Origin of the sequence: Sphaerospermopsis sp. FACHB-1194, assembly GCF_014696235.1 — a bacterium.
Classification (GTDB): domain Bacteria; phylum Cyanobacteriota; class Cyanobacteriia; order Cyanobacteriales; family Nostocaceae; genus Sphaerospermopsis; species Sphaerospermopsis kisseleviana.
Genome location: NZ_JACJPU010000021.1, coordinates 59462 through 85297, shown reverse-complemented (window position 1 = coordinate 85297; position 25836 = coordinate 59462). Strand labels below are relative to the sequence as shown.

Annotated in this window: 31 protein-coding genes; 14 read left to right on the top strand and 17 right to left on the bottom strand. The window is 37.7% G+C overall.

Translation table 11 applies throughout. The annotated features are described in order from the left end of the window. Positions 1-130: 130 nt before the first annotated feature. Positions 131-493, bottom strand: a complete 363-nt coding sequence (locus tag H6F45_RS14025; protein ID WP_096568017.1) for a single-stranded DNA-binding protein — start codon at positions 491-493, stop codon at positions 131-133. A gap of 405 nt (positions 494-898) precedes the next feature. Between H6F45_RS14025 and H6F45_RS14020 the strand changes: the two genes are divergently transcribed. The 5 genes from H6F45_RS14020 to ribD all read left to right on the top strand — a co-directional run bounded on the left by H6F45_RS14020 (position 899) and on the right by ribD (position 5388). Continuing rightward, positions 899-1903, top strand: a complete 1005-nt coding sequence (locus H6F45_RS14020) for a rod shape-determining protein (protein ID WP_096568015.1) — start codon at positions 899-901, stop codon at positions 1901-1903. 630 nt (positions 1904-2533) lie between these two features. Next, on the top strand, positions 2534-3313 hold the full coding sequence (gene mreC, locus H6F45_RS14015) for a rod shape-determining protein MreC (RefSeq protein WP_190347465.1): 780 nt from the start codon (positions 2534-2536) through the stop codon (positions 3311-3313). Between the two features lie 77 nt (positions 3314-3390). Beyond that, positions 3391-4029 carry a rod shape-determining protein MreD gene (mreD, locus tag H6F45_RS14010; protein ID WP_190347464.1) on the top strand — a complete coding sequence of 213 codons (639 nt, stop codon included), beginning with the start codon at positions 3391-3393 and terminating at the stop codon, positions 4027-4029. A gap of 107 nt (positions 4030-4136) precedes the next feature. Then, positions 4137-4301: a hypothetical protein gene (locus H6F45_RS14005; protein ID WP_190347463.1), complete on the top strand. Its 165-nt coding sequence runs from the start codon at positions 4137-4139 to the stop codon at positions 4299-4301. Continuing rightward, on the top strand, positions 4291-5388 hold the full coding sequence (gene ribD / locus H6F45_RS14000) for a bifunctional diaminohydroxyphosphoribosylaminopyrimidine deaminase/5-amino-6-(5-phosphoribosylamino)uracil reductase RibD (protein ID WP_242052623.1): 1098 nt from the start codon (positions 4291-4293) through the stop codon (positions 5386-5388). Before H6F45_RS14005 ends, ribD begins: the two co-directional genes overlap by 11 nt. Before the next feature lie 108 nt (positions 5389-5496). Here ribD and H6F45_RS13995 read toward each other — a convergent pair whose 3' ends face one another. Next, the gene (locus H6F45_RS13995; RefSeq protein WP_096568007.1) at positions 5497-5715 is read right to left on the bottom strand and encodes a hypothetical protein; all 219 of its coding nucleotides are present in this window, start codon (positions 5713-5715) and stop codon (positions 5497-5499) included. Positions 5716-6253: 538 nt separating this feature from the next. Between H6F45_RS13995 and H6F45_RS13990 the strand changes: the two genes are divergently transcribed. The 4 genes from H6F45_RS13990 (at position 6254) to H6F45_RS13975 (ending at position 8438) form a co-directional block, all read left to right on the top strand. Then, complete coding sequence (locus H6F45_RS13990; RefSeq protein WP_096568005.1) at positions 6254-6736, top strand: hypothetical protein; 483 nt, start codon at positions 6254-6256, stop codon at positions 6734-6736. Between the two features lie 38 nt (positions 6737-6774). Continuing rightward, the gene (locus H6F45_RS13985) at positions 6775-6930 is read left to right on the top strand and encodes a hypothetical protein (RefSeq protein WP_190347461.1); all 156 of its coding nucleotides are present in this window, start codon (positions 6775-6777) and stop codon (positions 6928-6930) included. Positions 6931-7186: 256 nt separating this feature from the next. Continuing rightward, complete coding sequence (locus H6F45_RS13980) at positions 7187-7798, top strand: cupin (protein ID WP_096568003.1); 612 nt, start codon at positions 7187-7189, stop codon at positions 7796-7798. A gap of 163 nt (positions 7799-7961) precedes the next feature. Then, positions 7962-8438 (top strand): ArsC/Spx/MgsR family protein, encoded by a 477-nt coding sequence (locus H6F45_RS13975; protein ID WP_137668413.1) that lies wholly within the window; start codon positions 7962-7964, stop codon positions 8436-8438. Between the two features lie 341 nt (positions 8439-8779). Here the strand turns inward: H6F45_RS13975 and H6F45_RS13970 are convergent, their stop codons facing one another. The 3 genes from H6F45_RS13970 to bchB form a co-directional block, all read right to left on the bottom strand. Continuing rightward, complete coding sequence (locus H6F45_RS13970) at positions 8780-9031, bottom strand: DUF4926 domain-containing protein (RefSeq protein WP_137668412.1); 252 nt, start codon at positions 9029-9031, stop codon at positions 8780-8782. Positions 9032-9034: 3 nt separating this feature from the next. Beyond that, positions 9035-9385, bottom strand: coding sequence for a DUF6883 domain-containing protein (locus tag H6F45_RS13965; RefSeq protein ID WP_096567998.1), 351 nt, complete (start codon positions 9383-9385; stop codon positions 9035-9037). 145 nt (positions 9386-9530) lie between these two features. Further along, positions 9531-11081, bottom strand: coding sequence for a ferredoxin:protochlorophyllide reductase (ATP-dependent) subunit B (bchB, locus tag H6F45_RS13960; RefSeq protein WP_096567996.1), 1551 nt, complete (start codon positions 11079-11081; stop codon positions 9531-9533). Between the two features lie 334 nt (positions 11082-11415). Here bchB and H6F45_RS13955 point away from each other — a divergent pair, with 334 nt between their 5' ends. After that, entirely contained in the window at positions 11416-12105 is a 690-nt protein-coding gene (locus H6F45_RS13955; protein WP_190347460.1) for a Uma2 family endonuclease, read from the top strand. On the opposite strand, the gene H6F45_RS13950 is transcribed toward H6F45_RS13955, so the two are convergent. From H6F45_RS13950 to rpmI, 8 genes are all read right to left on the bottom strand, one after another. After that, positions 12083-13072 (bottom strand): hypothetical protein, encoded by a 990-nt coding sequence (locus H6F45_RS13950; protein ID WP_242052622.1) that lies wholly within the window; start codon positions 13070-13072, stop codon positions 12083-12085. The genes H6F45_RS13955 and H6F45_RS13950 overlap by 23 nt on opposite strands. Positions 13073-13092: 20 nt before the next feature. After that, on the bottom strand, positions 13093-13374 hold the full coding sequence (locus H6F45_RS26565) for a hypothetical protein (RefSeq protein ID WP_242052621.1): 282 nt from the start codon (positions 13372-13374) through the stop codon (positions 13093-13095). A 104-nt stretch (positions 13375-13478) separates the two neighbouring features. Next, the gene (locus H6F45_RS13945; RefSeq protein ID WP_096567990.1) at positions 13479-14048 is read right to left on the bottom strand and encodes a peptidylprolyl isomerase; all 570 of its coding nucleotides are present in this window, start codon (positions 14046-14048) and stop codon (positions 13479-13481) included. Positions 14049-14313: 265 nt separating this feature from the next. Then, positions 14314-16257 carry a primary-amine oxidase gene (locus tag H6F45_RS13940; RefSeq protein WP_137668414.1) on the bottom strand — a complete coding sequence of 648 codons (1944 nt, stop codon included), beginning with the start codon at positions 16255-16257 and terminating at the stop codon, positions 14314-14316. Positions 16258-16588: 331 nt separating this feature from the next. Beyond that, the gene (locus H6F45_RS13935) at positions 16589-17113 is read right to left on the bottom strand and encodes a tetratricopeptide repeat protein (RefSeq protein ID WP_096567988.1); all 525 of its coding nucleotides are present in this window, start codon (positions 17111-17113) and stop codon (positions 16589-16591) included. Between the two features lie 132 nt (positions 17114-17245). Beyond that, a complete protein-coding gene (locus H6F45_RS13930) occupies positions 17246-18031 on the bottom strand; it encodes a transporter substrate-binding domain-containing protein (protein WP_137668409.1) in 786 nt (261 codons plus the stop codon). A gap of 152 nt (positions 18032-18183) precedes the next feature. Further along, on the bottom strand, positions 18184-18540 hold the full coding sequence (gene rplT / locus H6F45_RS13925) for a 50S ribosomal protein L20 (protein WP_096567984.1): 357 nt from the start codon (positions 18538-18540) through the stop codon (positions 18184-18186). Positions 18541-18561: 21 nt separating this feature from the next. After that, positions 18562-18759, bottom strand: a complete 198-nt coding sequence (gene rpmI, locus H6F45_RS13920) for a 50S ribosomal protein L35 (protein WP_096567982.1) — start codon at positions 18757-18759, stop codon at positions 18562-18564. Between the two features lie 102 nt (positions 18760-18861). Between rpmI and H6F45_RS13915 the strand changes: the two genes are divergently transcribed. Further along, positions 18862-19044 (top strand): hypothetical protein, encoded by a 183-nt coding sequence (locus tag H6F45_RS13915; protein WP_199301820.1) that lies wholly within the window; start codon positions 18862-18864, stop codon positions 19042-19044. On the opposite strand, the gene H6F45_RS13910 is transcribed toward H6F45_RS13915, so the two are convergent. The 3 genes from H6F45_RS13910 to H6F45_RS13900 form a co-directional block, all read right to left on the bottom strand. Then, complete coding sequence (locus H6F45_RS13910) at positions 19015-19983, bottom strand: hypothetical protein (RefSeq protein ID WP_190347459.1); 969 nt, start codon at positions 19981-19983, stop codon at positions 19015-19017. The two genes, H6F45_RS13915 and H6F45_RS13910, sit on opposite strands and share 30 nt — an antisense overlap. Positions 19984-20131: 148 nt before the next feature. Continuing rightward, on the bottom strand, positions 20132-22489 hold the full coding sequence (locus H6F45_RS13905; RefSeq protein ID WP_096567976.1) for an ATP-dependent helicase: 2358 nt from the start codon (positions 22487-22489) through the stop codon (positions 20132-20134). 3 nt (positions 22490-22492) lie between these two features. Next, on the bottom strand, positions 22493-22651 hold the full coding sequence (locus tag H6F45_RS13900; RefSeq protein WP_190347458.1) for a hypothetical protein: 159 nt from the start codon (positions 22649-22651) through the stop codon (positions 22493-22495). Here H6F45_RS13900 and H6F45_RS13895 point away from each other — a divergent pair. Continuing rightward, complete coding sequence (locus tag H6F45_RS13895; protein WP_190347457.1) at positions 22640-22777, top strand: hypothetical protein; 138 nt, start codon at positions 22640-22642, stop codon at positions 22775-22777. The genes H6F45_RS13900 and H6F45_RS13895 overlap by 12 nt on opposite strands. Here the strand turns inward: H6F45_RS13895 and H6F45_RS13890 are convergent. Beyond that, positions 22746-23831, bottom strand: coding sequence for a RuBisCO accumulation factor 1 (locus tag H6F45_RS13890; RefSeq protein WP_096567974.1), 1086 nt, complete (start codon positions 23829-23831; stop codon positions 22746-22748). The genes H6F45_RS13895 and H6F45_RS13890 overlap by 32 nt on opposite strands. Positions 23832-24044: 213 nt before the next feature. Here H6F45_RS13890 and H6F45_RS13885 point away from each other — a divergent pair, with 213 nt between their 5' ends. After that, positions 24045-24989: a response regulator gene (locus tag H6F45_RS13885; protein WP_137668740.1), complete on the top strand. Its 945-nt coding sequence runs from the start codon at positions 24045-24047 to the stop codon at positions 24987-24989. A 111-nt stretch (positions 24990-25100) separates the two neighbouring features. Next, a complete protein-coding gene (gene ubiE / locus H6F45_RS13880) occupies positions 25101-25790 on the top strand; it encodes a bifunctional demethylmenaquinone methyltransferase/2-methoxy-6-polyprenyl-1,4-benzoquinol methylase UbiE (RefSeq protein ID WP_096572677.1) in 690 nt (229 codons plus the stop codon). The last annotated feature ends 46 nt before the right edge of the window (positions 25791-25836 follow it).

Below are 25836 nucleotides of genomic sequence, written 5' to 3'. Positions count from 1 at the left end.
GACTCCTGACTCCTGACTCCTGACTCCTGACTCCTGACTCCTGACTCCTGACTCCTGACTCCTGACTCCTGACTCCTGACTCCTGACTCCTGACTCCTGACTCCTGACTCCTGACTCCTGACTCCTGCACCTAAAAATTCTCTGGAGACATATCCCCCATAGCCGCCTCAGCATCACGCTTAGAACCGAGTAATTCTAGTTGGTCTACATAAATGACTGGCTTTGAACGATTAACACCTGTTTGGCGATCGCTCCAACTATCAAATTTCAGAGAACCTTTAACCCCAATTAAACTTCCTTTACGTACATAATTACCTGCTACTTCCGCAGTTTTTCCCCACAGTTCCAAATTAAACCAGTCTGGTTGATCACTATTTTTTGTTTTTCTATTAACCGCTAAAGTTAACTCACATTTAACCTTTCCCGACTCAAAATACCTGATATTTGGATCGCCACCTACACGTCCAACAAGAGTGACAACATTAATGCTCATGGGTCTTACCTTAGTCTTAAATTACTGTTAAACTTGAGTACGATTGTACTGATTAATTTTTGATCTTATAATAACCAATTGTAAAAACCTGGAAAATATGTTAAGTAATTAACAATCATATATGTTAATTGTCCCAGATGCTTTAAAAATTACTGGTAATTATTGCCATTATACGGTTAAGTTCAGTAAATATGAGAAGAGAGAAAATAAGATGACTGCTACAGCCATCAACATTGACAAAAATTATAGAAAAAAATAGTCTGATTTACTGGAGTCAGGCAAAGAAATATCATAAAATCCAGGGAAATTAAATCTCACTCTTATCAATTAACACTCACAAATTAGCGCATATAGGGGGCATAGATACGCGTGGGTCTTTTTCGTAACTTTCGCTCATCATGGGATATGGGTATCGACCTCGGTACAGCCAACACCCTAGTTTATGTATCTGGTAAAGGAATTGTACTACAAGAACCGTCAGTAGTTGCCATTGATCAAAATGAAAAAATAGCACTAGCAGTAGGAGAAGATGCCAAAAAAATGCTCGGACGGACACCGGGTAATGTAATAGCGGTCCGCCCCCTGCGTGATGGTGTCATTGCTGATTTTGAGACGGCCGCACTGATGCTAAAAAGCTTTATCCAGCGAGTAAATGAAGGTAAGTCACTGATTTTACCACGGATAGTCATTGGTATTCCCAGCGGTGTTACAGGGGTAGAAAGACAAGCTGTAATGACTGCCGCTTCTCACGGAGCCAGGGAAGTATATTTAATTGATGAACCAATAGCAGCAGCCATTGGTGCTGGTTTACCAGTCGCCGAACCCACCGGTAACATGATCATTGATATTGGAGGAGGAACAACAGAAGTAGCTGTACTCAGTTTACAAGGAACAGTCATCAGCGAATCAGTACGTATTGCCGGAGATGAATTAACAGACTCAATTATTCAGTATATGAAAAAAGTTCATAACCTGGTAATTGGTGAAAGAACAGCAGAAGACATCAAAATTCGCATTGGTTCTGCCTATCCTACCGACGATGATCACGATGCTATTATGGAGGTTCGCGGTTTGCACCTGCTTTCTGGATTACCAAGAACTGTTATAATCAAAAGCCCAGAAATTCGAGAAAGTATGTTGGAAGCATTATCAGTAATTATAGAAGCTGTCAAACGCACACTAGAACGGACACCACCAGAACTAGCAGCAGATATTATTGACAGAGGAATTATGTTAGCAGGTGGGGGCGCATTACTTAAAGGGATAGATACCTTAATTAGTCATGAAACAGGTATAGTCACTCATATTGCAGCAGATCCTTTAAGTTGTGTTGTCCTGGGTACAGGTCGTGTGCTAGAAAACTTCAAGCAGCTAGAAAGGGTATTCAGCGGACACTCTCGCAATATGTAGGCAAAAGCGAAAACAAGATAATGGATTCTGTAGCTATAGCTATAAAATAATATAGCCACCACTATTTTAATATAGCAGTTAGCAGTTAGCAGTCAGCAGTCAGCTTTTAAAACTCCTATCTGTTATACAGCAGGTTACAGAACAATGAGGTACAAAATCTAAATTGAAACCTATACACTTTCACCAGTCTTACTCCTGACTCCTGACTCCTGCAAGGGCGAAGCATTCGGGCAATCAATGATCAATTTTTCTCACAGCTTATTTTCCTGCAAGGGCGAAGCATTCGGGCAATCAATGATCAATTTTTCTCACAGCTTATTTTCCTGCAAGGGTGAAGCATTCGGGCAATCAATGATCAATTTTTCTCACAGCTTATTTTCCTGCAAGGGCGAAGCATTCGGGCAATCAATGATCAATTTTTCTCACAGCTTACTTTCCTGCAAGGGCGAAGCATTCGGGCAATCAATGATCAATTTTTCTCACAGCTTATTTTCCTGCAAGGGCGAAGCATTCGGGCAATCAATGATCAATTTTTCTCACAGCTTATTTTCCGAATGCTTCGCCCCTACGACTCCTGACTTCTTAATTCTGCTCTATCTTAAATAATTTATCAAATATAAACAGGCATAAATGTTTACGGCACGCCGTTGGTGGGAAAATAAAGGATTACAAATCGTTTTGTTAGCACTAGTCTTTGGTAGTGCTTGGACACTACGACAGACTCAAGGGGCGCTAGTGATGGAGATATATCTAGGTATTGCCACTCCATTAAAGACGTTGCAGCCAGGAAACACTCCTGAAAATCGCATCCGTGAAGCCAAGTTATTGGAATTGCAAACCCGGATAGTAGAGCTAGAAAGCCAAAATCAAAAACTACAAAGTTTATTGGGATACGTAGAGAAAGAACCACTTGCAAAACGCCCAATAGTAGCCAGGGTAATAGGACGCAGTGCTGGCCATTGGTGGCAGCAAGTAACCTTAAATAGTGGCACAAAAGCAGGTATTCAGAAAGGTTTTGTGGTCAAAGCAGAAGGCGGTTTAGTGGGTTTAGTAGAAAGCGTCACTCCCAATACTAGCCGTGTATTATTAGTTAGCGATCTGAAAAGTCAAGTAGGTGTCACTATTAGCCGTACATCTGCTAAAGGAGTTTTACGAGGTGATTCTTCCGGCGAAGGAGTGCTAGAGTTTTATGAAAAAGTCCCCAATGTCAAAGTTGGAGATTTAGTTTCTACCTCTACTTACAGTCAGAAATTTCCCGCTGGTGTACCAGTAGGCAGAATCAAATCTTTAGATTTAAAGAAACTCCCCACCTCAGTAGCCAAAGTTGAATTATTCCCACCAATACGCTATTTAGATTGGGTAACAGTATATCCAGGTTCAGAAAATACAGATCCGGAACAACCAAACTAAGAGGTGACTGGGGACTGGGAAAGAAAATTGTATCACCAATCACCGATCACCAATTACCTGAAAAATTGAGCAAAACCATGAAAATTCCTGGATTTCCTGGCAGCACAAGCAATAAAGCAAGAAAGCCAGTCCGCAAATCCAAATCCTTAATTCCCCAACTAACAGATTGGCATCCCTGGCTACGTCAAGTCATGGATTGGACAGTGACATCTGGCTCAGTGCTGTTATGTTTATTGATGTTGCCAACTCGATTCCCAGGCATGGAATTATTGGGTATTGGACCTAACTGGTTACTGATTTGGGTAGTAGCGTGGAGTGTGAAACGCTCTATATTTGCAGGTGCATTGGCAGGTATCATTTTAGGTCTACTGCAAGATGCTTTGACAGCGCCTCACCCGTCCCATGCCATCAGTTTAGGAATTGTAGGAATGCTGACCAGCCTAATTCAAAAGCAACGTTTTATTCAAGAAGACTTTATTTCTATTGCTTTAATTGTCTTTGGCATGGCGGTGGTGTCAAATACTATTTTGGCATTGCAATTTTCTTTGATGGGTGGTAGCTGTGGTGCAGAATGTTTCCGCAAAGCGGAAGACATCTGGATATATTACCAACGTGTGGCCTTAGCTTCTGCTATTCTTAGTAGTCTATGGGCTCCTGTGTTTTATTACCCTCTCAATCGTTGGTGGCAAAAAATGAAATTAATTCATAATTCATAAAACAGGGAACAGGAGGCAGGAGGCAGGAGGCAGGAGGCAGGAGGCAGGAGGCAGGAGCAAAATAAATATTTCTTGCTCCCTGTTCCCTGTTCCCTATTTTTTGACTTTTGACTTTTAATTTTCTTCCCCAGTCACCAGTCACCAGTCACCAGTCCCCAGTCCCCAGTCACCAGTCCCCAGTCACCAATCCCCAATCCCCAGTCCCCAGTCCCCAATCCCCAATCCCCAATCACCTCTTCCCCAGTCACAATGTCCTCAAATATGGTAAGTAGTGAATTTGATTCCCTGATGATGCAACGGTGTTTGCAATTAGCCCGGCGTGCTTTGGGACGCACTTCACCAAATCCATTGGTGGGGGCGGTGGTTGTCAAAGATGGGGAAATTGTCGGGGAAGGTTTTCATCCCCGTGCAGGTGAACCTCATGCCGAAGTTTTTGCCCTCCGAGCCGCAGGAGAAAAAGCTCGTGGCGCTACAATTTATGTCAGCCTCGAACCCTGTAACCATTACGGACGCACTCCTCCCTGTTCCGAAGGCTTAATCAAAGCAGGTGTATCTAAGGTAGTTGTGGGTATGGTCGATCCTAACCCTTTGGTAGCAGGAGGTGGTATTGCTCGTTTACGTGATGCGGGAATAGAAGTAGTCGTAGGGGTGGAAGAAGAAGCTTGTCAAAAACTAAATGAAGGTTTTATCCATCGCATTCTCTACAAACGTCCTTTAGGCATTTTGAAATATGCTATGACCCTGGATGGCAAAATTGCTACTAATTCTGGTCATAGTGCTTGGATCACAAATCCCGATGCCCGCAGCGAAGTACATCAACTCAGGGCAGCTTGTGATGCTGTCATTGTCGGTGGTAATACCGTTAGACAGGATAATCCTTATTTAACAACTCATCAGCAAGAAGGACATAATCCTTTGCGGGTGGTGATGAGTCGCAGTTTGAATTTGCCAGAAAATGCCCGTCTGTGGGAAGTGGCGGAAGCTCATACTTTGGTGTTAACAGCAGTGGGCAGTTCCCCAGATTTTCAACAGATGTTGCTTAACAGGGGTGTGGAAGTGGTGGAATTTCCCTTGCTCACACCAGATCATGTTATGGCTTATCTATATGGGCGTGGTTTTTGCAGCGTATTATGGGAATGCGGAGGAACTTTAGCCGCAAGTGCGATCGCTCAAAATGCAGTCCAAAAAATTCTGGCTTTTATCGCTCCTAAAATCATTGGTGGTCGTCATGCTCCTACACCCGTAGGTGATTTAGGTTTTACTTCTATGACAGAAGCTATACCCCTAGAAAGAGTTAATTGGCGTGTCGTCGGTTCTGACTGTTTAGTTGAAGGTTATTTACCACAAAAAAGTCAGTAGTTATTAGTTATTAGTCATTAGTTATTAGTCATTAGTTATTAGTCATTAGTTATTAGTCATTAGTTATTAGTCATTGGTTATTTTTCCCAATCACCAATCACCAATACCCTATGACTGTTGACGTTCATAAGCAAGATCACGGATAAGACTGAGCCGAGCGCGGATGTAGTCACAAAGAAAATCTATTTCATGGGGATCTAATAGGGCTTGTTTTGTGGTCTGTTTGACTAACCACTGTACCAAGCTGGCATCGTCCAGCTGCAAAAGAGTTACAGTTTGAGCAGCTTCAACTATAGACCAAAGCTGACGCATAATTGTAGGAGTCATTAGACCTCTATTTAATTATTTAGCTTAGTTTTTTCCAGATTACACAATTTCGATATTAGCTGACTCAATAAATGTACAAGTTGAGATAACTATTATTAAAGGCTTAACAAACTGATTTATATCTTGATAAAGTTTAAAAAATATTAATTATCAAAAATTAACTTTACAATAGTTTACCTAACTTAGATAAACTTTATAGCAGAAGTGTTGAATGTTAAGATTTTGAGGATATTGTCCAATTTGTGCATTGGTATCAGTGATACCAAATTTGAGCAATTAATGACTCTATTCTCAATAGACAATAGGTTTTACCTGGGTAAAACGCCAAGATTGTAAAGTTGTATTCCAGGATTCAACACTTGTGATATTTAGATAATATAAAATTTTACATAATTACTTCTAGTCCATGCTATAAAATAAATTAGAGTGGGAATTGGTAATTGGTAATTGGTAATTGGTAATTGGTAAATTTAATCCTGAAAATCCTCACATCCTGAAAATCCTGATTCTGACAATCAATTTATATTTTTGAGTTCTTATGCAAACCAAAAACAAATTCTCCTGGTTTGATGTATCTGATGAAGTCAAAGAACTATTAATATTAGCCGCCAAAACATGGGAAAATACAGAAGAATCAGCCAAATATATGCAGCAAGCTTTAGCTAAAACCGGAGAAAATACAGATGTTTTAGTTGCAGCTTACAGATATTTTTATTACAAAAATAATTATAGTTTAGCACTGACAACAGCCGAAAAAATAATTGCTAAAATCAAAGAAATAGAGAATTTACCTCATAATTGGGAAGAACTGCAACCAATCCTACAGCAAAGAAAAGAAGAACCCAATATCAGATTATTCTTAAATGCTTATGCTGCTTCTGGTTTAGTTGTAGCTAAACTAGGAAAGTTAGAACAAGCTAAAGAAATCAGTACCAAAATTCAAGGTATTGATAATAAAAATGATTTTGGTGCTAGTATTCTTTTCGATATTTTAACCCGTCCCCCAGAAGAAGACGAATAATTCTTAATTCGTAATTACAGATCACAAAATTACTAATCATGAAAAATTGGTTTTCTCTCAACCCAATATCTTATCAATTTTTGTCATTATCTACACCTAATACCATTATTTTACCAGGACAACCGGAAAAGCCTCCAATTCCTGAAATTAGAAATCCTCAAGCTAATCCTCCTATGGTTTTTTTACCTAAATAGGGTTTGCTGAATAAACCTAAAACCTTGATATATCAAAGGTTAGAGGCTGATAAACACAGAAATTAGTGCAAGGGTTTTGAAGGGTATACCGGAAAAAGTGTGCATTTTTTGGGATTTCAAGAGATGGCAAAGAAATTTTCAAATCTTCTCCTGACTCCTGACTCCTGACTCCTGACTCCTATGCCCTCACGGAAAGACTTTCTCAGCAACCCCTAAATATTCACAGTTTACACTCTAGATTGATACGATATAAATTATGCAAGGTCAGGATTGGTTTATCTCTGGAGATGGAAAACATCAAATTTGTAAATCCGCGAGAGACTGGGATTTATTACGTGATAATTATCGCCTTTATCGCTTTCTTACGGAAGTAGAAGATGTTCTCAATCAAGTTGAGGATGAATCAACTTTTCTTCCTCAACTGAGAATGTTAGTGAGGCGATTAATTATTAATTCCTATTGGGTACAAAGTCAAGTTTTAGAACCAGATCCGAAAACCGGAACATCAGTTTTATTATTATACGATGAATTGGGTTTTCCCTTAACAGTGCAAACAGTCACATTTGCACCAGGAACAACTTCTAATATTCATAATCATGGAACTTGGGGAATAGTCGCAATATTAAAAGGTCAGGAGAAAAACACATTTTGGCGACGTAATCCCACAGATGAATTTCCTGATAAAATTGAAAAAGTGGGAGAACTAAATTTACAACCTGGTGATTTAATTAGTTTTACACCTGAGACAATACATCAAGTTCAAGCTGTGGGTAATGAACCTACGGTTACATTTAATATTTATGGTGAAACCGATCCTAAAGAAAGATTTGAATTTTATGTAACTAATCACATTGCTAAAAAATTCTAATTTTTTTAAATTGTAGTGGCAAAAAGAGAAATAACACATTATTTTGATAAATATAGAATCCTAAATGAATGATTTATTTTTTCATCTGCGTTTATCTGTGTTCATCTGCGTTTAATGATTTCCCATCCAAAAATCAAACTTGAAACCTATAGGAGAAACAACAATGGCCAGAGTAATTTTCTATGAAAAACCAGGTTGTAAAAACAACACCAGACAGAAAGTATTACTCACAGCAGCAGGTCATCAAGTGATAGCATATAGCTTATTAACAGAACCTTGGACAAAAGAAAGATTAAAATCATTTTTTGGCGATCGCCCCGTAATTGAATGGTTCAACAAAGCTGCACCTAGCATCAAATCAGGAGAGGTAAACCCGGAAAAAATTGACGCAGAAACCGCTTTAATGATGATGTTGAGAGATCCCCTATTGATCCGTCGTCCTTTATTAGAGGTAGGAGAGCAAAGAGAAGTAGGTTTTGATGTCGAAAAAATTGACGCATGGATAGGTTTAAAACCCGTGGATGAGTCTTTTAAAGCAATGAGTGAAAATTTAATGCAGCAAGACTTACAAGGTTGCGCTCATGGAAATAATCACGAACACCAACATCATGGGGAAGGTAGTTGTAAAAATCACGGTTAGAGGTTGTTTGAAAACTTTTTCGTGTGGGATTTGACACCCGCAGATCCCCCTAAATCCCCCTTAAAAAGGGGGACTTTGAGGAATTGAGTTGTTTGGTTTCGCTTTCAATAAGTCATCCGTGATAGCATAGATGGCAATTATTTCATTTAACATACACCCCTCCTTTTTTTCTGACTGGAGGGGATTTTATTACTTTATTCACCCACTGCCTTCACAAAGTACAGCTTTAGCGATCGCTCTTCCCCGTAACTAGCAACTTGGGTTATTACCCTGTTTATCAGCATCTACCTACCATCAGGGTAACATCTATAAAATCAGTGATGAGTTTGATATTTTCTACTTTAAGCTGTTTGTCTTGCATCATATTCAACATTTCCCCAACTTTCAGGAAGAATTGTAACCCAGGAAATAGGAACAGAAACTACATCTAGAGTTTCACCACTTTCAAATACTTCTAAAATATATCCTGGTTCTGGTTGAGTTTTCGTAGGATTGAGATGATCCAAAACAACCCCCCTATTACCAGCTTTGACTAGGCTGTTAGGAACATCTTGTTTTAGTTCTACCCACTGAAATAGGGTGGCTGTTTTCATGGTTTAATTCTCCCGTGATCTATCAGGTTTTAAAGTTATAAATCTTAAAAATTCTGTTCCTTCATCTTGTTGCCAGATAGTGATCACCCTAAGCAAGTGGCCATTTGGACCTAGCCATTGACTTTTTATAGCAAACTGAGTTCCATAATCAGTGGGAGTCACTTCTGCGATTTCAGAACCTATTACAGCTTTTATTATATCGTTCTTTAGCAGTTCCCAGTTCTCCAGGTTATATCCAGCCAAAGCTAGATATCCTGACTTGTCACTTTTCGGTTGATACACAAGTAGGTATTTGGTAATTTTAGCATCTTGAATTACCAATCTGTCTTGTGGTGTATTAAATTGTTGGTTCATTATAGTTAGTTAAGATAGTTTTTTATAATAACCTTATTATACTTTTAAACATCAGTATTTGTCAATCCTTTTGACTGACAAAATTAAGAGGTAAAGATTATCAATAAATCCTTACCCCTTAATATTATTAATTAACTCCCAAAACCTAAGCCCCTACAGCCTCCTTAGCTGCATATAAAACTTCAGCAGAAATATCCTTAACTCCCCGTTCACGGGCAAACTTTTCCGTATTTCGCTTTACTTTCCCCCGCACAAAACCAGGAATTTTATTCAATTCTGCTAACCCATCTTTTGTCCAATGCAAATCAGATTCCGCAGAAATTCCTTTAGTAATTACCTCTTTTGTATCGTGTCCACCAAAGATTTCTAACAGATGATCTTCCATTCCCAAAGTGAAGGAATTGTAGATTAAATCGGTGATTTGATTTGTACCTTCATAACCCATAAATGGTTTGTAACCTATGGGGAAATTTTGCACATGAATAGGTGCTGCAATGACTCCGCAGGGAATATCTAAACGTTTACCTACATGGCGTTCCATTTGTGTTCCGAAAATGGCAGATGGTTCAACACGAGCGATCGCATCACCAATTTCTCCATGATCTTCGGTAATTAAAACCTCATCGCAATATTCGCTTACCTGTTCTCTAAACCAGTCAGCATCATATTTACAATAAGTACCCGCCCAAACTACATGAATTCCCATTTCTCTGGATAAGATTTTAGTAATAGCCGCAGCATGGGTACTATCACCAAAAACCACCGCTTTTTTACCTGTTAAATTCTGACAGTCAATAGAACGGGAAAACCAAGCAGCTTGGGAAACATATAAAGTTTGTTCGTTGATAAATTCCTCATAGTCAACATTTGCACCTTTTGTATTGAGCGAAGTCGAAATATGTTGATTAATTACTTGTTGAATTTTGCGGATACATCTAGCAGTTTCCACCACTCCCATCGGGGTAATATCTACAAAAGGTGTACCAAATTCTGCTTGTAAATAATTAGCAGTTAATAACCCCAATTCCCGATAAGGAACTAAATTAAACCATGCTTTTGGTAAATTCTTTAACTCATGAACAGAAGCACCTTCAGGAATCACAGCATTAACTTCAATTCCTAAATCAGCCATTAATTTTTTCAGTTCTGTGCAATCATGATTATTATGAAAACCCAAGGTGGAAATACCAATAATATTTACTGAAGGATTTTCAGTTTTTGAAGTTGGTAATTCGTCTTTTTTCCGCGCTTTTTCAATGTAATATTTGACAATTTGATGTAAAGTTCTATCTGCTGCTTGCAGTTCATTCACACGATAATGATTGACATCTGCTAACAACACATCACCTTTTGCATCCATTTGCGCCCGATCTACAAAGTTTTGTAAATCTTCTTGTAAAATACTCGATGTGCAAGTAGGAGTTAAAACAATTAAATCTGGGTGTTCTTCTGCATCCTTGCGGGTGATATTTTCTACTACTTTTTCTTGAGAACCACGCGCTAAAACATGACGATCTACAATACTAGCTGTAACTGGTGTAAAATCACGTTCTCTGGATAACATCGAACGCATGACGTTAAAATAGTCATCTCCTAAAGGAGCGTGCATAATAGCGTGAACATTTTTAAAGGAACTAGCAACCCGTAAAGTACCAATGTGAGCAGGTCCAGCATACATCCAGTAAGCTAATTTCATTCAGTCTTCTCCCTTTATCACTCAAGTAACTATGAGTTTTTGATTATTATTTTGATGATTAACTTGGATTGTCGCAAAACTTTTGGCTATCAACAAATAAGCTTTTTTAAGTAAGTGAAGTTAACTTCTCGGTGTTAGCAAATCTTAGCATTGCTCAAAGGTAGTCATAGATAGGATTTCGGGGATTAAGTGCTAAAATTTTTCCATAGTTTAAGTAAAGAAGTCTTAATATTTTGATAAATATTTTGATAAATATTTTTATCAGTTTTTAGAGATATGTAAAGTGTTTTTTTGTTATCATGTATTTATGGTGTAATTATCCAGTAAAAAAATAATGGTTAAACTACCCTTTCCTTCTACTTTTATTCTTCCTTTAACTAACGGTGATAAACTTAATCGTTATGAATTTGAGCGCCGTTATGATAGTACAAGTGATATAAAAAAAGCTGAACTAATCGAAGGAATTGTTTATATTATGCCTGCTGCTTTACGTTTACAAAGTCATGGAGAACCTCATGCTCACATATTGATATGGATGGGGAATTATAAGGTTTTTACTCCTAGTCTAAAATTAGCAGTTGAACCTACAGTGCGTTTAGACTTCGATAACGAACCTCAACCGGATGCAGTTTTGATTATTACACCAGAAGCAGGTGGACAAACTAGAATTAGTGAAGATGATTATATTGAAGGTGCGCCGGAATTAGTAGTAGAAATTGCTGCTAGTAGTGCAGCTATTGATTTACATGGTAAAAAACAAGCTTATCGTCGTAATGGTGTGAAAGAGTATATTGTTTGGCAAGTTTTAGAGCAAAAATTAACTTGGTTTTGTTTAGAACAAGGTGAATATTTAGAATTAGTTGCTGATGAAAATGGTATTTTAAAAAGTCGTGTGTTTCCAGGTTTATGGTTAGCAGTAAATGAGTTGTTAACAGGTAATATGTCTGAGGTTTTGCAGGTTTTACAAGCAGGTTTACAGTCTGTTGAACACGCGGATTTTGTTAGTAAGTTAGGTAATGGTTAGACTTTTTAAAAACTTTTGTTTTGATATTTGCAATAGCATAATTACGACGGGATTCCTCCCACAGTTCAGAATTATAGGATTTGATTAATGATAGTGCTGTTGGTTGTAATTGATAACACCATTTAGGACTATTAATTGGTCGGTTTGGTTGATCTGGATTTTCCACCACCAAACCCATTTGTACAAACTGGTGCATTGTTTGTCGTCTTACTGTTTCTCGTGTATTTGGTGCGTATTGTTTCCCATAAAAATCACGAAACCAATCCATCATTTCTGTAATTCTGCGTTTAGGTGCTGTTGCTTGATTCCAAGAAGTTTCTGGTCGAATATCTGCTAATGCGAGTAAACATAATGCGGATCTTTCGTTTTGTTGTTCTTTGGGTGCAGCAATTTCTTTCAGAATATTCATTGCTTCTTGAATACGTTTACTAGCTGCAATTGCGTTGATTGTTTCACTCATAATTGATAGATTTTTATTGACAATATCATCTAATTTATCTTGATCAAATCCAGATTCATTAATTTGTTTTCCCAGTTGAATTAAATCATCTTTACATGGATATTTAACTTTGCGTAAGTCTGTAGCATTAACTTGTGTGTTACCGCTAAAAAGTCGAAAGTATTGATCAAATAAAGTTGAATTGAGAAATGCTGTTAAACCCTTTGCTAAGTTGATATTTATTCCCTTTCCTTGTGCATGATAGTAGTTAATATGATTCTCTATACCCAATACTGGGTAATCTATAGGGTAGGATACAGCAGCAACAACACGACGTTTTTCTTCTTTAGCGGAAAACCTTTTAGTTAAAACATAACAACCTTGGGGAATCAACCATTTTTGTGTTTCTTGAGTGTGAACAATAGCAATTGATTTTTTTGGATTTTGGGGAGGAAATAAAACTTTTCCTGGTTTAATAGATTCTGGATAAATTAGGGGAACTGTTTGATCATTTAAAAAATTTCTCAAAGCTGATTTGAGACGAAAATCTACAACTGGACCCGTATTTCATAAGCTGTGAGAAAACAACTTTCAACCTGATGGGAATTTAGCAACAGTTGTTCTACAAACGCAGCAGTTAAAGTCCCCACACCAGCACCAGGATCAAGTAAACTAATATGACCCGATAAATTATTAAATTGTCCTGCCATAAATTTCGCAACTGTAGCAGGAGTGAGAAATTGACCTAATTCACTTCTTTGAATTAAGTTCAATTTTGCAGATAAATTTACCCCGGTTATATCTGTTAAATCTGTGATATGACTGATCATTCCTCATACATAGATAAATGATTAGATAAATAATTAGATAAATAATTTAAGTTATCAGACCCCAACTTGATTAAACAAGTCAAGGATCTGAAAAAATTACTTAATTACTTGCGGAAAATTTCCACTTTTTCTAACACGACATCTTGATTAGGGCGATCGCGTTTTGTAGGTACATTAGCGATTCTATTGACGATATCCATACCTTCAACTACTTGACCAAAAACACTGTGTCTTTTGTCAAGATGAGGTGTTGGTCCTTCTGTAATAAACCATTGAGAACCATTAGTTCCAGGTCCTGCATTAGCCATTGACAAAATACCTGGTTCATCATGCTTCAATTCAGGATGAAACTCATCCTCAAATCTATATCCTGGTCCACCAGTACCCCAACGATGAGACATATCAGGATAACGACTTAAAGGATCACCGCATTGAATCATAAAATCGGGAATGACACGGTGAAAGCGAACGCCATCATAAGCGGGAGTACCAAGCATAGATGCACCGGTTTTAGGATCTTTCCAGTCAATGTTTCCGGTAGCTAAACCGACAAAATTTTTAACAGTATTGGGGGTTCTATCTTCCTCCAATTTAACCACAATTTCACCCAAGGAAGTCGTTAAGCGGGCGTGAAGTTGTCCATCACCGGGAATATTAATATCTGGAAAGTTCATTAGTTTTTAGCTATCCTGTTTTCAAAACTGCGCGTGTTTGATATATCGTAGGCTAATTAACACTCACATTGCAAGTTTACATATCAAAAAATTTCTCTAGGGATTTGTCTATTAGACATCGACCGAATTTAAATATGTGTAGCCTGAAACCCTTGTAGGGACAATTCATGAATTGTCCTTACATTCATTTTCATCAAATGTCTATTGAGGCAGAACCTCATATATTTCATTACTTGTCAGAGACAGGTAACGAGAAATAAGGAATTTATTCACCTAAATTAATCGCTGGATTTCTCTTAAAAAATCCCCTTGGCATCAGTTTAAAACTTACTTGATGTCGTGGCATTACAGGCCAATCTTCTGGACGAGGAACATGAGTCATACCCATTGTGTACCACACAACAATATCTTCATTTTCCAAAGATTCATTATCAGCAATATATTTCGCTAAACCTTCTCCGAGTGATGTTTGATTTGGATAATCACCACCTGCATACATTTCATCGGTTTTATATTTTGTTACCCAAAAATGATGAGTTGCAAAACTAGCTTTTTTTCGTATTTTTGCACCTTCTACTGCATACAAAATTGTATTTGCTCCTGGCATTAATATATATGCAGGTGCAACCCCTAAATGATTCTTTTTATCTGCACTGGTAATCATCCATTCTCGACTATGTTTAATATCTGCATCACGCACTGCTTCTGTTTCGGTTTTTAATAATGTATCTTCAACTGTAATGGCATTTCCTAAAGGATTTTGTTCACTGATAGGTAAATTATTAACGTTCATTTCCATCACATTATTATTTTGTCCATCAACATCTAAATCTAAGCGATAATTGAAAAAGTGCTGATGATTGACACCAAAGATATTTTTAGCTAATAATCTTCCCAAAGAATTGCTAGATTGTTTTTCGTCAGATGTGCCTTGAGATAACACAATTCCCGATAATTCATTTTTTATTTCTAAACTTCCATCTTGGTGAAATATCCAATTCAAAGTATAATCATAATTATCAACTGTTGTAATCATTTTCATGACTAATTCACGATTACGACGGACATAATTTTTTTGACTGTTAAAATCAAAATGTTTCCAAAGTACGCCGTTATCTCTTTCATAAATACCTATGACTCCCGGCATAGTATAAGGTTCACCTTCACCATTAGCAAAAGTGGCATTTAATAAAACTCCATTTTCAGGAATTTCTTGACCTAATTTTAGTTGATTTGCTAATAAACCAATATTGTATTCTCCCACATCAAAGGCGTTACGAAATGACCAGTTAGGATTTGGATCACCGTAAGGAACTACCATTTCTGAAAGACTTCCACGATATAAAACAGGTCTGATTTTTTCGCCATCGTTATATTTAACAAGATACAAAACCAAGCCTTCACGGGGGTGCATTAAATAACGAAATTGCCAACCTTGCCAAGTAATTTCATTACCTTGAATTTTGAATGTTGTACCTTCTGGTTGAATGATTTTTAAAGGTTTAGGTGGTGGTGTTAATTTATTGAAAGCTTTAATATCATAGTCCCAGTTTTCTTGGGAAATAGGAACTACACCATGATCTACAAAACTAGAAACTTCTTCTTTATTTAAATCAACAGTGACTAAAACACCTTCGATGGGGCGTGAGAAATAATTCCAATGTTTACCTTGATAATAGGATAATGCACGGCAAATTCTATGACCATTTTTTGCTTCTGCTGAAGTTAATATTCCTGCTCCCCAACAACTTATTTGTATTTGGTTAAAATCTTTAATTCCTCGTTTTTTCATTGCTTGTTGCCAGCGCGGATCAGATTTCACAACTTCTCTGGCTATTTCATAATCTGCGGGTAAAATAGCAGGTTGAACATGAGGTATTTCTTGCCAGTTAGTTAGGGTTTTGGTTATTAAATCAACTGTCGCTGTAAAAGTTTTATTGTGTTCCCGTTCATAAACTTGCAAAAAAACACGGCGGGTAAATTTTTGCCCAGGTTGAAAATTCAAGACTTGGCTTTTATCTGGTTCTTGTAATGTAATCATGGGAAAAAATGTTGTGTTGCTTAATGGTTTTTCCCGTTTTAATACTTCTACTGCGGTGGTAATTTCTGTCTCTGTTAAGGGGTTGAGGGGATGGGTAATAAATGATTTTTGATTTAATTCTTGAGCAAATGTAATATGAGGAAATATCAGGGTTAGAGAAATGATCATCAATAAGTTAATAGCCAGTTTTAACAGGTTTTTTGGGCGGGCAGGATGCCCACCCCACAAATATGTATTTTTTGTTGCTGGAATGTGGAAAAAATAATTGAGTTTTTGCATCATACTGTTTGAGAAGTCAGTAGAGTTAATGAATATCTATTGATTTCAAAACTATTACTCATAAACAGTATAATTAGCAGAAAATGAATATAAAGAATAAAAATATCCCCAACTTCTTTAAGAAGTCAGGGGTATGGATTATACAATATCTTGTTGGTAATTTAAAAGCCTTGTAGCACAAGAATTTTATTGCTGATAGCTGATAGCTGATAGCTTTTTACTATGCAGAAACTAATCTCCGCAAAGATTCGGCACGACGTTTAGCTGTGGCGTTATTAGGTGCAATTTTGAGTGCGGTTTCATACATTTCCAACGCCTGAGCAGTTAATTTTTTCTTTTCGTAAGCATGGCCAAGATTATTCAACGCTACTACATAATCTGGTTGCAATTTTAATGCTTCTTTGTACTGCCGAATCGCTAAATCATATTGTTCTTGGGCAAAGTAAACATATCCCAAACCATTGTAAACTGGGGCAATGTTTTCTTCTCCCTCTTCTTCGGCGGCTTTGATAGCTTTTTGAAATAGGGGTATTGCCTGGGTAAAAACTTTTTTTTCAGAATAAATACTAGCTAATTCGTAATATTCTTGTGCAGTACCTTTTTCTTTTGTCAATTTGGTTTTCAACTGGGAAAGAGAATTTTCAAGTTTACGAGTTTTGAAAATCTGACGAAAAACACTCACTCCCGCAAATAGGAGCAAACCGACGAAAACTGAAAGATAAATGATTACTAGATTGTTATCCATTGGTTGCAAATACAAATATTAAACTTGCTTTCTCTATCTATTATCAACTTTCTGGGAAAATGAGAAAATAAATAAATTAAGAATTAACAATAAAAATTTCTCCCTTATCAATTATCAATTATCAATTATCAATTATTCTAGTCCCCAATAGTTTGTTCGTTCTTTGAGCCAACCTGTGGTTGTGTAACGAGCGATCGCTTCATTTATTCCTCGCCTTAATTCATCGTACTGCAATCCTTTGGGCATGACTACAGATAATGGTTCTGTTGATAATTTGGTTGGCAATATTTGATATTGGGGATATTCTTGTACCCAACCACTTAAAACGCTGACATCAGCCGCAAAAGCATCCACTTTACCGCTTTCTATTTGCTCTCTTCCCTGGGCGTAGGAATTAACACCGACTAATTCAGCATTAGGTATAAAGTATTTTATGTATGAGATAGTGCTGGAGTGATTGAGTACAGCAATTTTACGTTTTGCTAAATCCTGAAGTTTTTTGATAGCGGTATTTTTTGTAACTATTGCTGTACCATCGTAATAGTAAGGAACACTGAAGCTAACTATGCGGGAGCGTGATTCAGTGGCGGTAACTCTGGCGATCGCCATATCAACTTGATGATCAAAAACAGCAGGTAAGCGATCGCTATTAACTACAGATTGCAATTTCACCGCATCCGGTTTACCTAACAAATCACTAGCCAAACGCTTGGCTAAATCAATCTCTAACCCTTGTAAATTGCCGTTTTCATCCCTAAATCCCAAAGGACGGATGTTATCCTTAACCGCCACAGTTAAATAGCCTCGTTGCTGAATTTCTGCCATAGTCGCCGCAGAAGCAACCAAATCTATCTCCCCATAGAACAGGCAACAAATGATCATAAAGGTAGCGGATAATACCAGATGTAACTGATTCATAATTGACCTTCGCTTCTTTACGAGACGCTGCTATTAACTTTTCAAAACGTTTAACAACTTTTCACAAAACGTTTAATTTTGTTTAATTCTGTTTAATTTTGAATTTTCAGCAGAATTTATCTGTTACATCCGTTATTCATCCGTTGCCACCTTTATCCTTTGGCAGAGTTTGCCAGTTCAGCCACTTTAGCGAAGCTTGCAGGATCAAGAACTGCCAACTGTGCCAACATTTTACGGTTTAGGTCAACATTAGCTTTTTTCAGATTACCAATTAACTGGCTATAGCTCAAACCATGTTGTCTAGAAGCCGCATTAATACGGGTGATCCACAGACGACGAAAATCGCGCTTTTTCTTTTTGCGATCGCGGTACGCACTGCGAAGCGCCTTCATCACCTGTTGGTTAGCGGTTCTAAACAGAGTAGAGTGAGAACCACGAAAACCCTTAGCTAATTTGAGAATTTTATTGCGGCGTTTACGAGCTACATTACCGCGTTTTACACGAGTCATTTTTTACAGTACCTGAAGGATTTACAAATAAGGAAGCATTAAACGCACGTTTTCTTCGTCGCGTTCATGAACAACTGCCATTTTAGACAAATTGTTCTTTTTGCTAGAGGACTTATGCTCTAACAAGTGATTTTTGAAAGGTTTACGACGCACGATTTTACCGCTACCAGTGGCGCGGAATCTTTTCGCTGCTGCCTTGCGAGTCTTGAGTTTAGGCATGGGATGGCTTTGAATCAACACAATCTACAATTATATACCAATAAAACTCAAATTAACCAACATTTGTCAATAATTACAGCAGTTATCAGAGGGAACAGGGAATTGGGAATTGGGAAAACTCCTACCCAGTCACCAGTCACCAGTCACCAGTCCCCAGTCCCCAGTCCCCAGTCCCCAGTCCCCAGTCACCTGTCCCCAGTCCCCAGTCCCCAGTCCCCAGTCACCAGTCCCCAGTCACCAGTCCCCAGTCACCTGTCACCTGTCACCTGTCACCTTGGGATCTAAAACAATGCGTGAACCTGTACGATCTACATGATAAGTCCAAAATTGATTGTTCACTTTGAGAACCACTGCCCAACCCTCAACAGGATCATATTGTTGAGTACAGATTTCACCAAAATTAAACACACAGGAATTACTAAAAGTTTTTTGCACAGTACGAGTAATCCTGATACCTATAGTTTGTAACCGAGAACGTTGATAAGCATCATTCAAAACTTTTTCCGCAATTTTTTCTGGTAGTGGAGAACCCTCATTAGCTTTAATTTTCGGATCAATGACAATTTGCGAACCAGACTTATTGACATGATAAGTCCAAGACTCTTCTTTTACCTTCACAACTACAACCCAACCTTCTACAGGTTGATAAATTTCAGCACAGACTTCACCAAAATTAAACACACAAGAATTACTAAAAATTTTAGATGTGGAACTATAAATTCTCAGAGAATTTCTGTTTACACCAGAACGATTAGCCACATCATTTAAAACCTTACTAGCAATATTTCTTGGCAGTTGAGAAGCATTAAAAAAATTAATATTTGGCTCAATCACAATTTGCGAATATTGACTAACATGATAAGTCCAAGATTGCTCTTTTACCTGCACAACTACAACCCAACCCTGAATTGGTTTATATTCTTTAGTGCAACCCTTTTTAAACTCAAAAATACAACGGTTACTAAAAGTAGTCTGAGTCACCTGAGAAATTTTCAAATCAGATACTTGTACCCTAGAACGCACAGAAGCATCTTTTAACACCGCCTCAGAAATATTTCTAGGTAACGTATTTTGGGCTATTTGTATTTGTTCTCCGCTAGGAATAGCTCCAGATGTATGATTATTACTAATATCAACTCCACAGGCCAGCAGACTGCTTAAAGCCAAAGTTAAAACAATTGCTTTCGATAATTTACCGTTATTCTTTAGATGAGAAAGTAACATAATGTGTTTGCTACCTAATTATTGACAAGATATACCAAGTTATTTACTATTTTTAGTTTAATTTTGTTCCCCATATTCCCACCCAGTGCAGTTAACATTTTTTCTTTTCTCTGTGTACTCTGTGCCTGGAGTGGTTGGTTACAAATGTTTAGTTTCCCGCAGTTAATACAGCTAAATTCATCACATTTTCAGAAAACTGACGTTTTAAAGCTGCAAATACCGGACAAGGTGCAGAAGCTTGTAAATTATTCGGTTTACTCCATGTAAAGGGTGCTTGTTGAGCCGCAGACATCCATAACAACTTTTTAGCCCTAGTCATAGCCACATAAAGTAAACGATATTCTTCCGCCATTTTCAGATATTTTGCATCTTCCCAAGCTTGACTAACATGAGGTATTTGAGATGGTATTTGGGATATATTTTCTCCTTTGTGATGGAGTGCTGCACGAATTTGGGCGCGTGCTACTTCTGATAATGTAAAATCACCTAAAAATTGACTTTGGGGAAGAACCCAAAAACTTCCAGGAATTAAATTTTCATGTAAAAAAGGCAAAAATACATAATCCCAGTCTAGCCCTTTGGCTTTGTGCATAGTGATAATTGTTAGTTGTCCTTTTTTGGTATATTGTTCTTCTAAATTGTCTGTATCTACTGGCTCAAATCGTTCAGAATTTACAATTTCACTTAAAGCAGAAAGCATTGCACCCATTGAATTATTACCAAACATTTGCAGGTTTACTCGTTCTGCAAGTTTGTCTGCTGTGGCTAATTCTGCTTGATCATATTTTAATGTTAAAGCTAAAAAAGAAATGATTTGATAAAGTGGTAATTCTAAACGAGCGCGAAGTAAACTTCGACATAAATGAGCAGCTTTTTGTACTGTTTCTGTTTGGGGAGTTGCTAATGGTCCAGGATATAAAAATTCTTCTGGTAAAATAGCAAGGGTGTTAATATCTTGGGTGGGAATTAATTGACGTTGTACTAAAACATCTAAGGTAGCTTTTAAATAATCAGGAGAATGGGGGCGATCGCAAAATTGCAATAATGATAAAATCTCTTGAGGTACATGAGAACGCCTTTCTTGTTCTCCTACATCATAAAGTTTAATTTTATGTTCTTTACATATCGGTTCTAAAGCTGCTGCTAACCATCTACCTTGGCGATTTTCTCGCACTAATACCGCCGCACGAGCTTGGGAATTTTCCTTAAATAACTCTACAACTCTCTGAGAAATTAACTCAACTGTATGATAAATGTCACGAGGACTATATAATTCTAACCCTTTTCCCACTGGTGTGGGATTCGCATCTGGTTGAGGATCATCAAAATTAACAGCCTCAATTTTTTGATCTAAAAATGGTGTTTGTCTGTTTTTATTTGTGGCTAACCAATGACTATTTACCCATTCTAAAGCAAAGTTAGCAGCATCAATAATAATTCTGCTACTACGCCCTGCTTGATTCATTGTTGCTAGTCGTTTATCAACATTACACTGTTCACAAAATTCTCGGAAATAAATTGGATCAGCAGGGGTAAAAGTTGAATTAATCGCTTGGTTAGGATCACCAACTCTGACTAAATTCAATTTCGATTTATTTAAATTATTTTCATTTTCATCTTCCTCACTTGCTAATTTTTCTAAAAGTTGCGTTTGTAGTTGACTAGAATCTTGGGCTTCATCTTCAAAAACTGCGAAAATTTTGTTTTTTTCAATCTGTAAAGCGCTCTTATTTTTTAATACCTGCAATGCCCCTAAAATCATATCATCATAGTCAATGAAATCCTGTAATTTCATGATTTTTTGATATTGTTCATACAGTCCCGCAGCAATACGTAAAATTTGATAAGAATCTTGACTTTTTTCACTCCATAAATAAAGTTTTTCCGGTAATATTCCCGAGCTTTTAGCTTCATGAATCACGGTATAAGCTAAATCTGGTAATACTTCCGTTCTCAGCACTGACTGACGACGCAATTTTTCTGTTTCTTCTCCGTCAAATTGCTGACCTTCTAACAAGCGGCGATATAGGGCAGGATGGTTATTTATCCATTGTTCCACTGCTAGTCTAATAAAGCGATGACTTTGATTAGGAGTAATTAATTTGACTTCATCTAACTGTAAACCTGATAACTCAGGATGACGACTGGCAATATTTAAGGCTAAACCGTGTAGGGTATAAACAACAAAGCCAGTTTGTGGTAAGGATAATTCTTTTAACTTGTCGCGGATTTTTAATTTTAGGTTAGCAGCAGCAGAACGGGTAAAAGTAACAACTACCAACTGACGGCGATAATTTTTATCATTATTCACAGAATGCTGATATTGACGTGCTATGGCAATTGCAGCAGCAGCGGCCATCCCCGTAGACTTACCAGCACCCGGAACAGCAGATACAGCTAAAGGTCCTGTTTCCCAGTTTGCCATTTGTGTTTGTCCAGATCGCAAACTTTCACGAATTTTGTTAATATTTTCTCTTAATTGGTTGATAGATGATATGTAATTCATAATTCATAATTTATAGTTCATAATTGGTGATAGTTGATAGTTGATAGTTGATAGTTGATAGTTGATAGTTGATAGTTGATAGTTGATAGTTGATAGTTGATAGTTGATAGTTGATAGTTGATAGTTGATAGTTGATAGGGAATCATAAAATTGATTACCCAATCACCAATCACCAATCACCAATCACCAATCACCAATCACCAATCACCAGTCCCCAGTCCCCAGTCCCCAGTCACCAGTCACCAATTATCAATTTTTACTCATCAATTTGCCAAGCATCTTTGGTAAATTCTTCATCGAGAACTTTCTTAGGACGTAAAATGATAATAACTTTACCTAACAAAGTATTTTCTGGTGCAGTTTCAAACCATTGAAAATCAACTTCTCCAGAATTATCAAAGGCAAAATAACTAGAAGCATCCCAATCTCTTTGATTGCGATCTATCACAACTAAAACAGGTTCTATTTTCGTTTGATTTGGGTTAGGGAAAATATCGCTACTAGCAATAATGACTACTGGATCTTCCGCAGATCGTAACACTTGCCAACCTGGTAAAGCTACCCAAGCTTGTTCCCCTGCAAATTTGACAATTTTAAATGGTTCAATTTCTGTAACTATTGGTACAGCTTTTACAGCTTGTGGTGTCAATGGTAATTCACCCACTACAGGTACAAGCCGGGGTAGTTCTTCATCTGACTCTAACCGGAAAAAGGGTAGAATGGGGGCGGGACGTTGGGGAACTACGGTAAAATCAGTTAATAGTTGTTCGATTTGTTTCCTAGCTGTGGGCGAGTGAACAAAACGCAAACCCTTAGCAATTAAGCGCGATCGCTCTTGTAAATCCGAGTTCTGTCTGGCTAATTTCCAAGCTTGATAAGCGACTGCATCCCCTGGATCGTTCGTAAAACCTTGTGGTGGGGTAGAAAAGCGAGAAAAATCTTTGATTGCTTTAGCAACTTCCCGCGCTTCGTCTACATCAAGTTTATGTAAAAAAATCAAATCAGCCGCTGCGGCTCGATCCTCTTGAGTCAGTAAGCGCAGTTCATAAAGAATATCACTAGCTCTTGTACCATAGTATACCCGTGTTGCTTCCGATGCACCAAACTTTTCTAAAGAACTGTAAACTTGAGCGCCAACAATCACCTGATTTTGTTGGATTGGCTCAAATCCAGTGGACTCAAAGATTTCTTGGGGATTGTAACCGTTTTTTTGGAGGTAGGCGATCGCTACTCCCCATTCCACCCAGTTACCTTGTTTTTGTCTCAATTTTACTAATAATTCTTGTGCTGTATCATTAGCAGCATTCCCTGTATCTTGTGTGTTGGATGGTAGTTCAGTCATAATCGGAAGAGCAAACTTCAATTTAATATGGTGATTAGTAATTAAGCTCTTAATTATCCCTTAAATGTGCGAATTTTAGATTATGGATTTTGGATTTTAAATTGAGGTTGTTTGTTTCACAGCTTGGTTGATGTTGAATTGCTAAAAATCAGGATTTTCAACTCTGCTGTGTATGGAATATAACAAAATTGTGAAGAACATATAAAGAAATTTATGGGTAACACAAATCTCGAAATTGAGCAAGTGCGCTCTCAATTCAGTAGTCGTGAACGTGCAAAAAAACTCAAAATCCTGGTAGTGGATGATGAACCAGATAATCTGGATCTACTTTATCGTACCTTTCGTCGTGATTTTAACGTCCTCAAAGCTGACAGTGGTGTAAATGCTTTGCAATTGCTCGAACAAGAAGGAGAAGTAGCAGTCATTATCTCCGATCAGCGAATGCCAGAAATGAAAGGAACTGAATTTCTGAGCCGGACTTTACCACAATTTCCCGATACCGTGAGAATTATCCTCACTGGGTTTACAGATATTGAAGACCTTGTAGAAGCAATTAATAGTGGTCAAGTTTTCAAATACATTACCAAACCTTGGGACTCTGGAGAACTCAAGGAAGTAGTCCAAAGAGCAGCAGCAACTTATGATTTACTGAAACAGCGAACAGAAGAACTGCGTCGCGCTAATGCACAAATGCAGTTGTTGACTGTGCTGGTGGAAGTCACCCAAGCTGCTTCTAGCATAGAGGAAATTTTAACTTCCATTGCTAAAGCCTTTAGTGAAACTTTTGCTGCTGATGGTTGTATTGTACAACTTATAGAAGAAAATACTCTGGTAGCAACCCAGGGAGCTTACAGTGTGACAGGAGGAGTTGAAAATTGGCTCTGTGAAGATCCACTCGCCAAAGCAGCGATCGCCACTGCTCAAATCCAATCTTGTTTAAATATCCCTAAAGACCCTAATCTCAATACTCTTACTCATTACCAAGCTGCTGGAGTCCAAGCACATTTAATTATCCCAATTATTTATCGTCAGCAGATGTTAGGAGTATTATCGCTCCAGTGGCAAAAACCTTGTAATTTAAGGGAAGATGAACTTAACCTCATTCATCTGTCAGTGCAATTAGTGGCGATCGCTCTTTCTAGTAGTTGCAGCAGGTGACTGGTGACTGGGGACTGGTGATTGGGGACTGGTGACAGCAACAAAAGTCTTTTATCAATCCAAAATCTAAAATCTAAAATCTAAAATCGGATGACCAACTACCAAGCACCCATAAACAACGAAATTCGTAACATTTTTGACCGTATTGCCCCAGTTTATGATCAATTAAACGATTGGTTAAGTTTGGGACAACACCGGATATGGAAAGAAATGACCGTTAAATGGAGTGGAGCTAAACCCGGAGATACCTGTTTAGATTTATGCTGTGGTAGTGGTGATTTAACCTTTAGATTGGCACGACGCGCAGGAATGACGGGAAAAGTTTATGGTGTAGACTTTTCCTGTAACTTACTCACAACTGCCAAAGAACGTTGCCAAAGCCATTACCCCCAACCTCCTATCACTTGGATAGAAGCTGATGTTCTTAATTTACCCTTTGACGACCATCAATTTGATGCCATCACAATGGGCTATGGTTTAAGAAACGTGAAAGATATTCCCCGCAGTCTCCAAGAAATATATCGCGTTCTCAAACCTGGTGGAAAAGCAGCAATTTTAGATTTTCATCGCCCTAACAACGAAACATTCCGCGCTTTTCAGCAGTGGTATTTAGATAACCTCGTCGTTCCCCTGGCAACTAATTTAGGTGTTAAAGAAGAATACGCTTATATTAGTCCCAGTTTAGACCGTTTCCCCATTGGTAAAGACCAAGTAGCATTAGCACAAAAAGTAGGTTTTGTCAACGCCACACATTACCCCATTTCTAACGGTATGATGGGAGTGTTGGTAATTGATAATTGATAATTGATAATTGATAATTGATAATTTGTAATTACTAACTAATGTT

What these genes read in the sequence shown, in the direction of transcription:
- rpmI (WP_096567982.1), bottom strand. Translation starts at nt 18,759, where the DNA reads ATGCCTAAACTCAAGACTCGCAAGGCAGCAGCGAAAAGATTCCGCGCC.
- H6F45_RS13985 (WP_190347461.1), top strand. Translation starts at nt 6,775, where the DNA reads ATGAAAAATTGGTTTTCTCTCAACCCAATATCTTATCAATTTTTGTCA.
- H6F45_RS13935 (WP_096567988.1), bottom strand. Translation starts at nt 17,113, where the DNA reads ATGGATAACAATCTAGTAATCATTTATCTTTCAGTTTTCGTCGGTTTG.
- H6F45_RS13910 (WP_190347459.1), bottom strand. Translation starts at nt 19,983, where the DNA reads ATGTTACTTTCTCATCTAAAGAATAACGGTAAATTATCGAAAGCAATT.
- mreC (WP_190347465.1), top strand. Translation starts at nt 2,534, where the DNA reads ATGTTTACGGCACGCCGTTGGTGGGAAAATAAAGGATTACAAATCGTT.
- H6F45_RS13890 (WP_096567974.1), bottom strand. Translation starts at nt 23,831, where the DNA reads ATGACTGAACTACCATCCAACACACAAGATACAGGGAATGCTGCTAAT.
- H6F45_RS13980 (WP_096568003.1), top strand. Translation starts at nt 7,187, where the DNA reads ATGCAAGGTCAGGATTGGTTTATCTCTGGAGATGGAAAACATCAAATT.
- ribD (WP_242052623.1), top strand. Translation starts at nt 4,291, where the DNA reads ATGGTAAGTAGTGAATTTGATTCCCTGATGATGCAACGGTGTTTGCAA.
- H6F45_RS13955 (WP_190347460.1), top strand. Translation starts at nt 11,416, where the DNA reads ATGGTTAAACTACCCTTTCCTTCTACTTTTATTCTTCCTTTAACTAAC.
- H6F45_RS13965 (WP_096567998.1), bottom strand. Translation starts at nt 9,385, where the DNA reads ATGAACCAACAATTTAATACACCACAAGACAGATTGGTAATTCAAGAT.
- H6F45_RS13995 (WP_096568007.1), bottom strand. Translation starts at nt 5,715, where the DNA reads ATGACTCCTACAATTATGCGTCAGCTTTGGTCTATAGTTGAAGCTGCT.
- H6F45_RS13975 (WP_137668413.1), top strand. Translation starts at nt 7,962, where the DNA reads ATGGCCAGAGTAATTTTCTATGAAAAACCAGGTTGTAAAAACAACACC.
- H6F45_RS13970 (WP_137668412.1), bottom strand. Translation starts at nt 9,031, where the DNA reads ATGAAAACAGCCACCCTATTTCAGTGGGTAGAACTAAAACAAGATGTT.
- H6F45_RS14025 (WP_096568017.1), bottom strand. Translation starts at nt 493, where the DNA reads ATGAGCATTAATGTTGTCACTCTTGTTGGACGTGTAGGTGGCGATCCA.
- rplT (WP_096567984.1), bottom strand. Translation starts at nt 18,540, where the DNA reads ATGACTCGTGTAAAACGCGGTAATGTAGCTCGTAAACGCCGCAATAAA.
- H6F45_RS13885 (WP_137668740.1), top strand. Translation starts at nt 24,045, where the DNA reads ATGGGTAACACAAATCTCGAAATTGAGCAAGTGCGCTCTCAATTCAGT.
- H6F45_RS13930 (WP_137668409.1), bottom strand. Translation starts at nt 18,031, where the DNA reads ATGAATCAGTTACATCTGGTATTATCCGCTACCTTTATGATCATTTGT.
- H6F45_RS13990 (WP_096568005.1), top strand. Translation starts at nt 6,254, where the DNA reads ATGCAAACCAAAAACAAATTCTCCTGGTTTGATGTATCTGATGAAGTC.
- H6F45_RS13945 (WP_096567990.1), bottom strand. Translation starts at nt 14,048, where the DNA reads ATGAACTTTCCAGATATTAATATTCCCGGTGATGGACAACTTCACGCC.
- bchB (WP_096567996.1), bottom strand. Translation starts at nt 11,081, where the DNA reads ATGAAATTAGCTTACTGGATGTATGCTGGACCTGCTCACATTGGTACT.
- H6F45_RS26565 (WP_242052621.1), bottom strand. Translation starts at nt 13,374, where the DNA reads ATGATCAGTCATATCACAGATTTAACAGATATAACCGGGGTAAATTTA.
- H6F45_RS13940 (WP_137668414.1), bottom strand. Translation starts at nt 16,257, where the DNA reads ATGATCATTTCTCTAACCCTGATATTTCCTCATATTACATTTGCTCAA.
- H6F45_RS13905 (WP_096567976.1), bottom strand. Translation starts at nt 22,489, where the DNA reads ATGAATTACATATCATCTATCAACCAATTAAGAGAAAATATTAACAAA.
- mreD (WP_190347464.1), top strand. Translation starts at nt 3,391, where the DNA reads ATGAAAATTCCTGGATTTCCTGGCAGCACAAGCAATAAAGCAAGAAAG.
- H6F45_RS14020 (WP_096568015.1), top strand. Translation starts at nt 899, where the DNA reads ATGGGTATCGACCTCGGTACAGCCAACACCCTAGTTTATGTATCTGGT.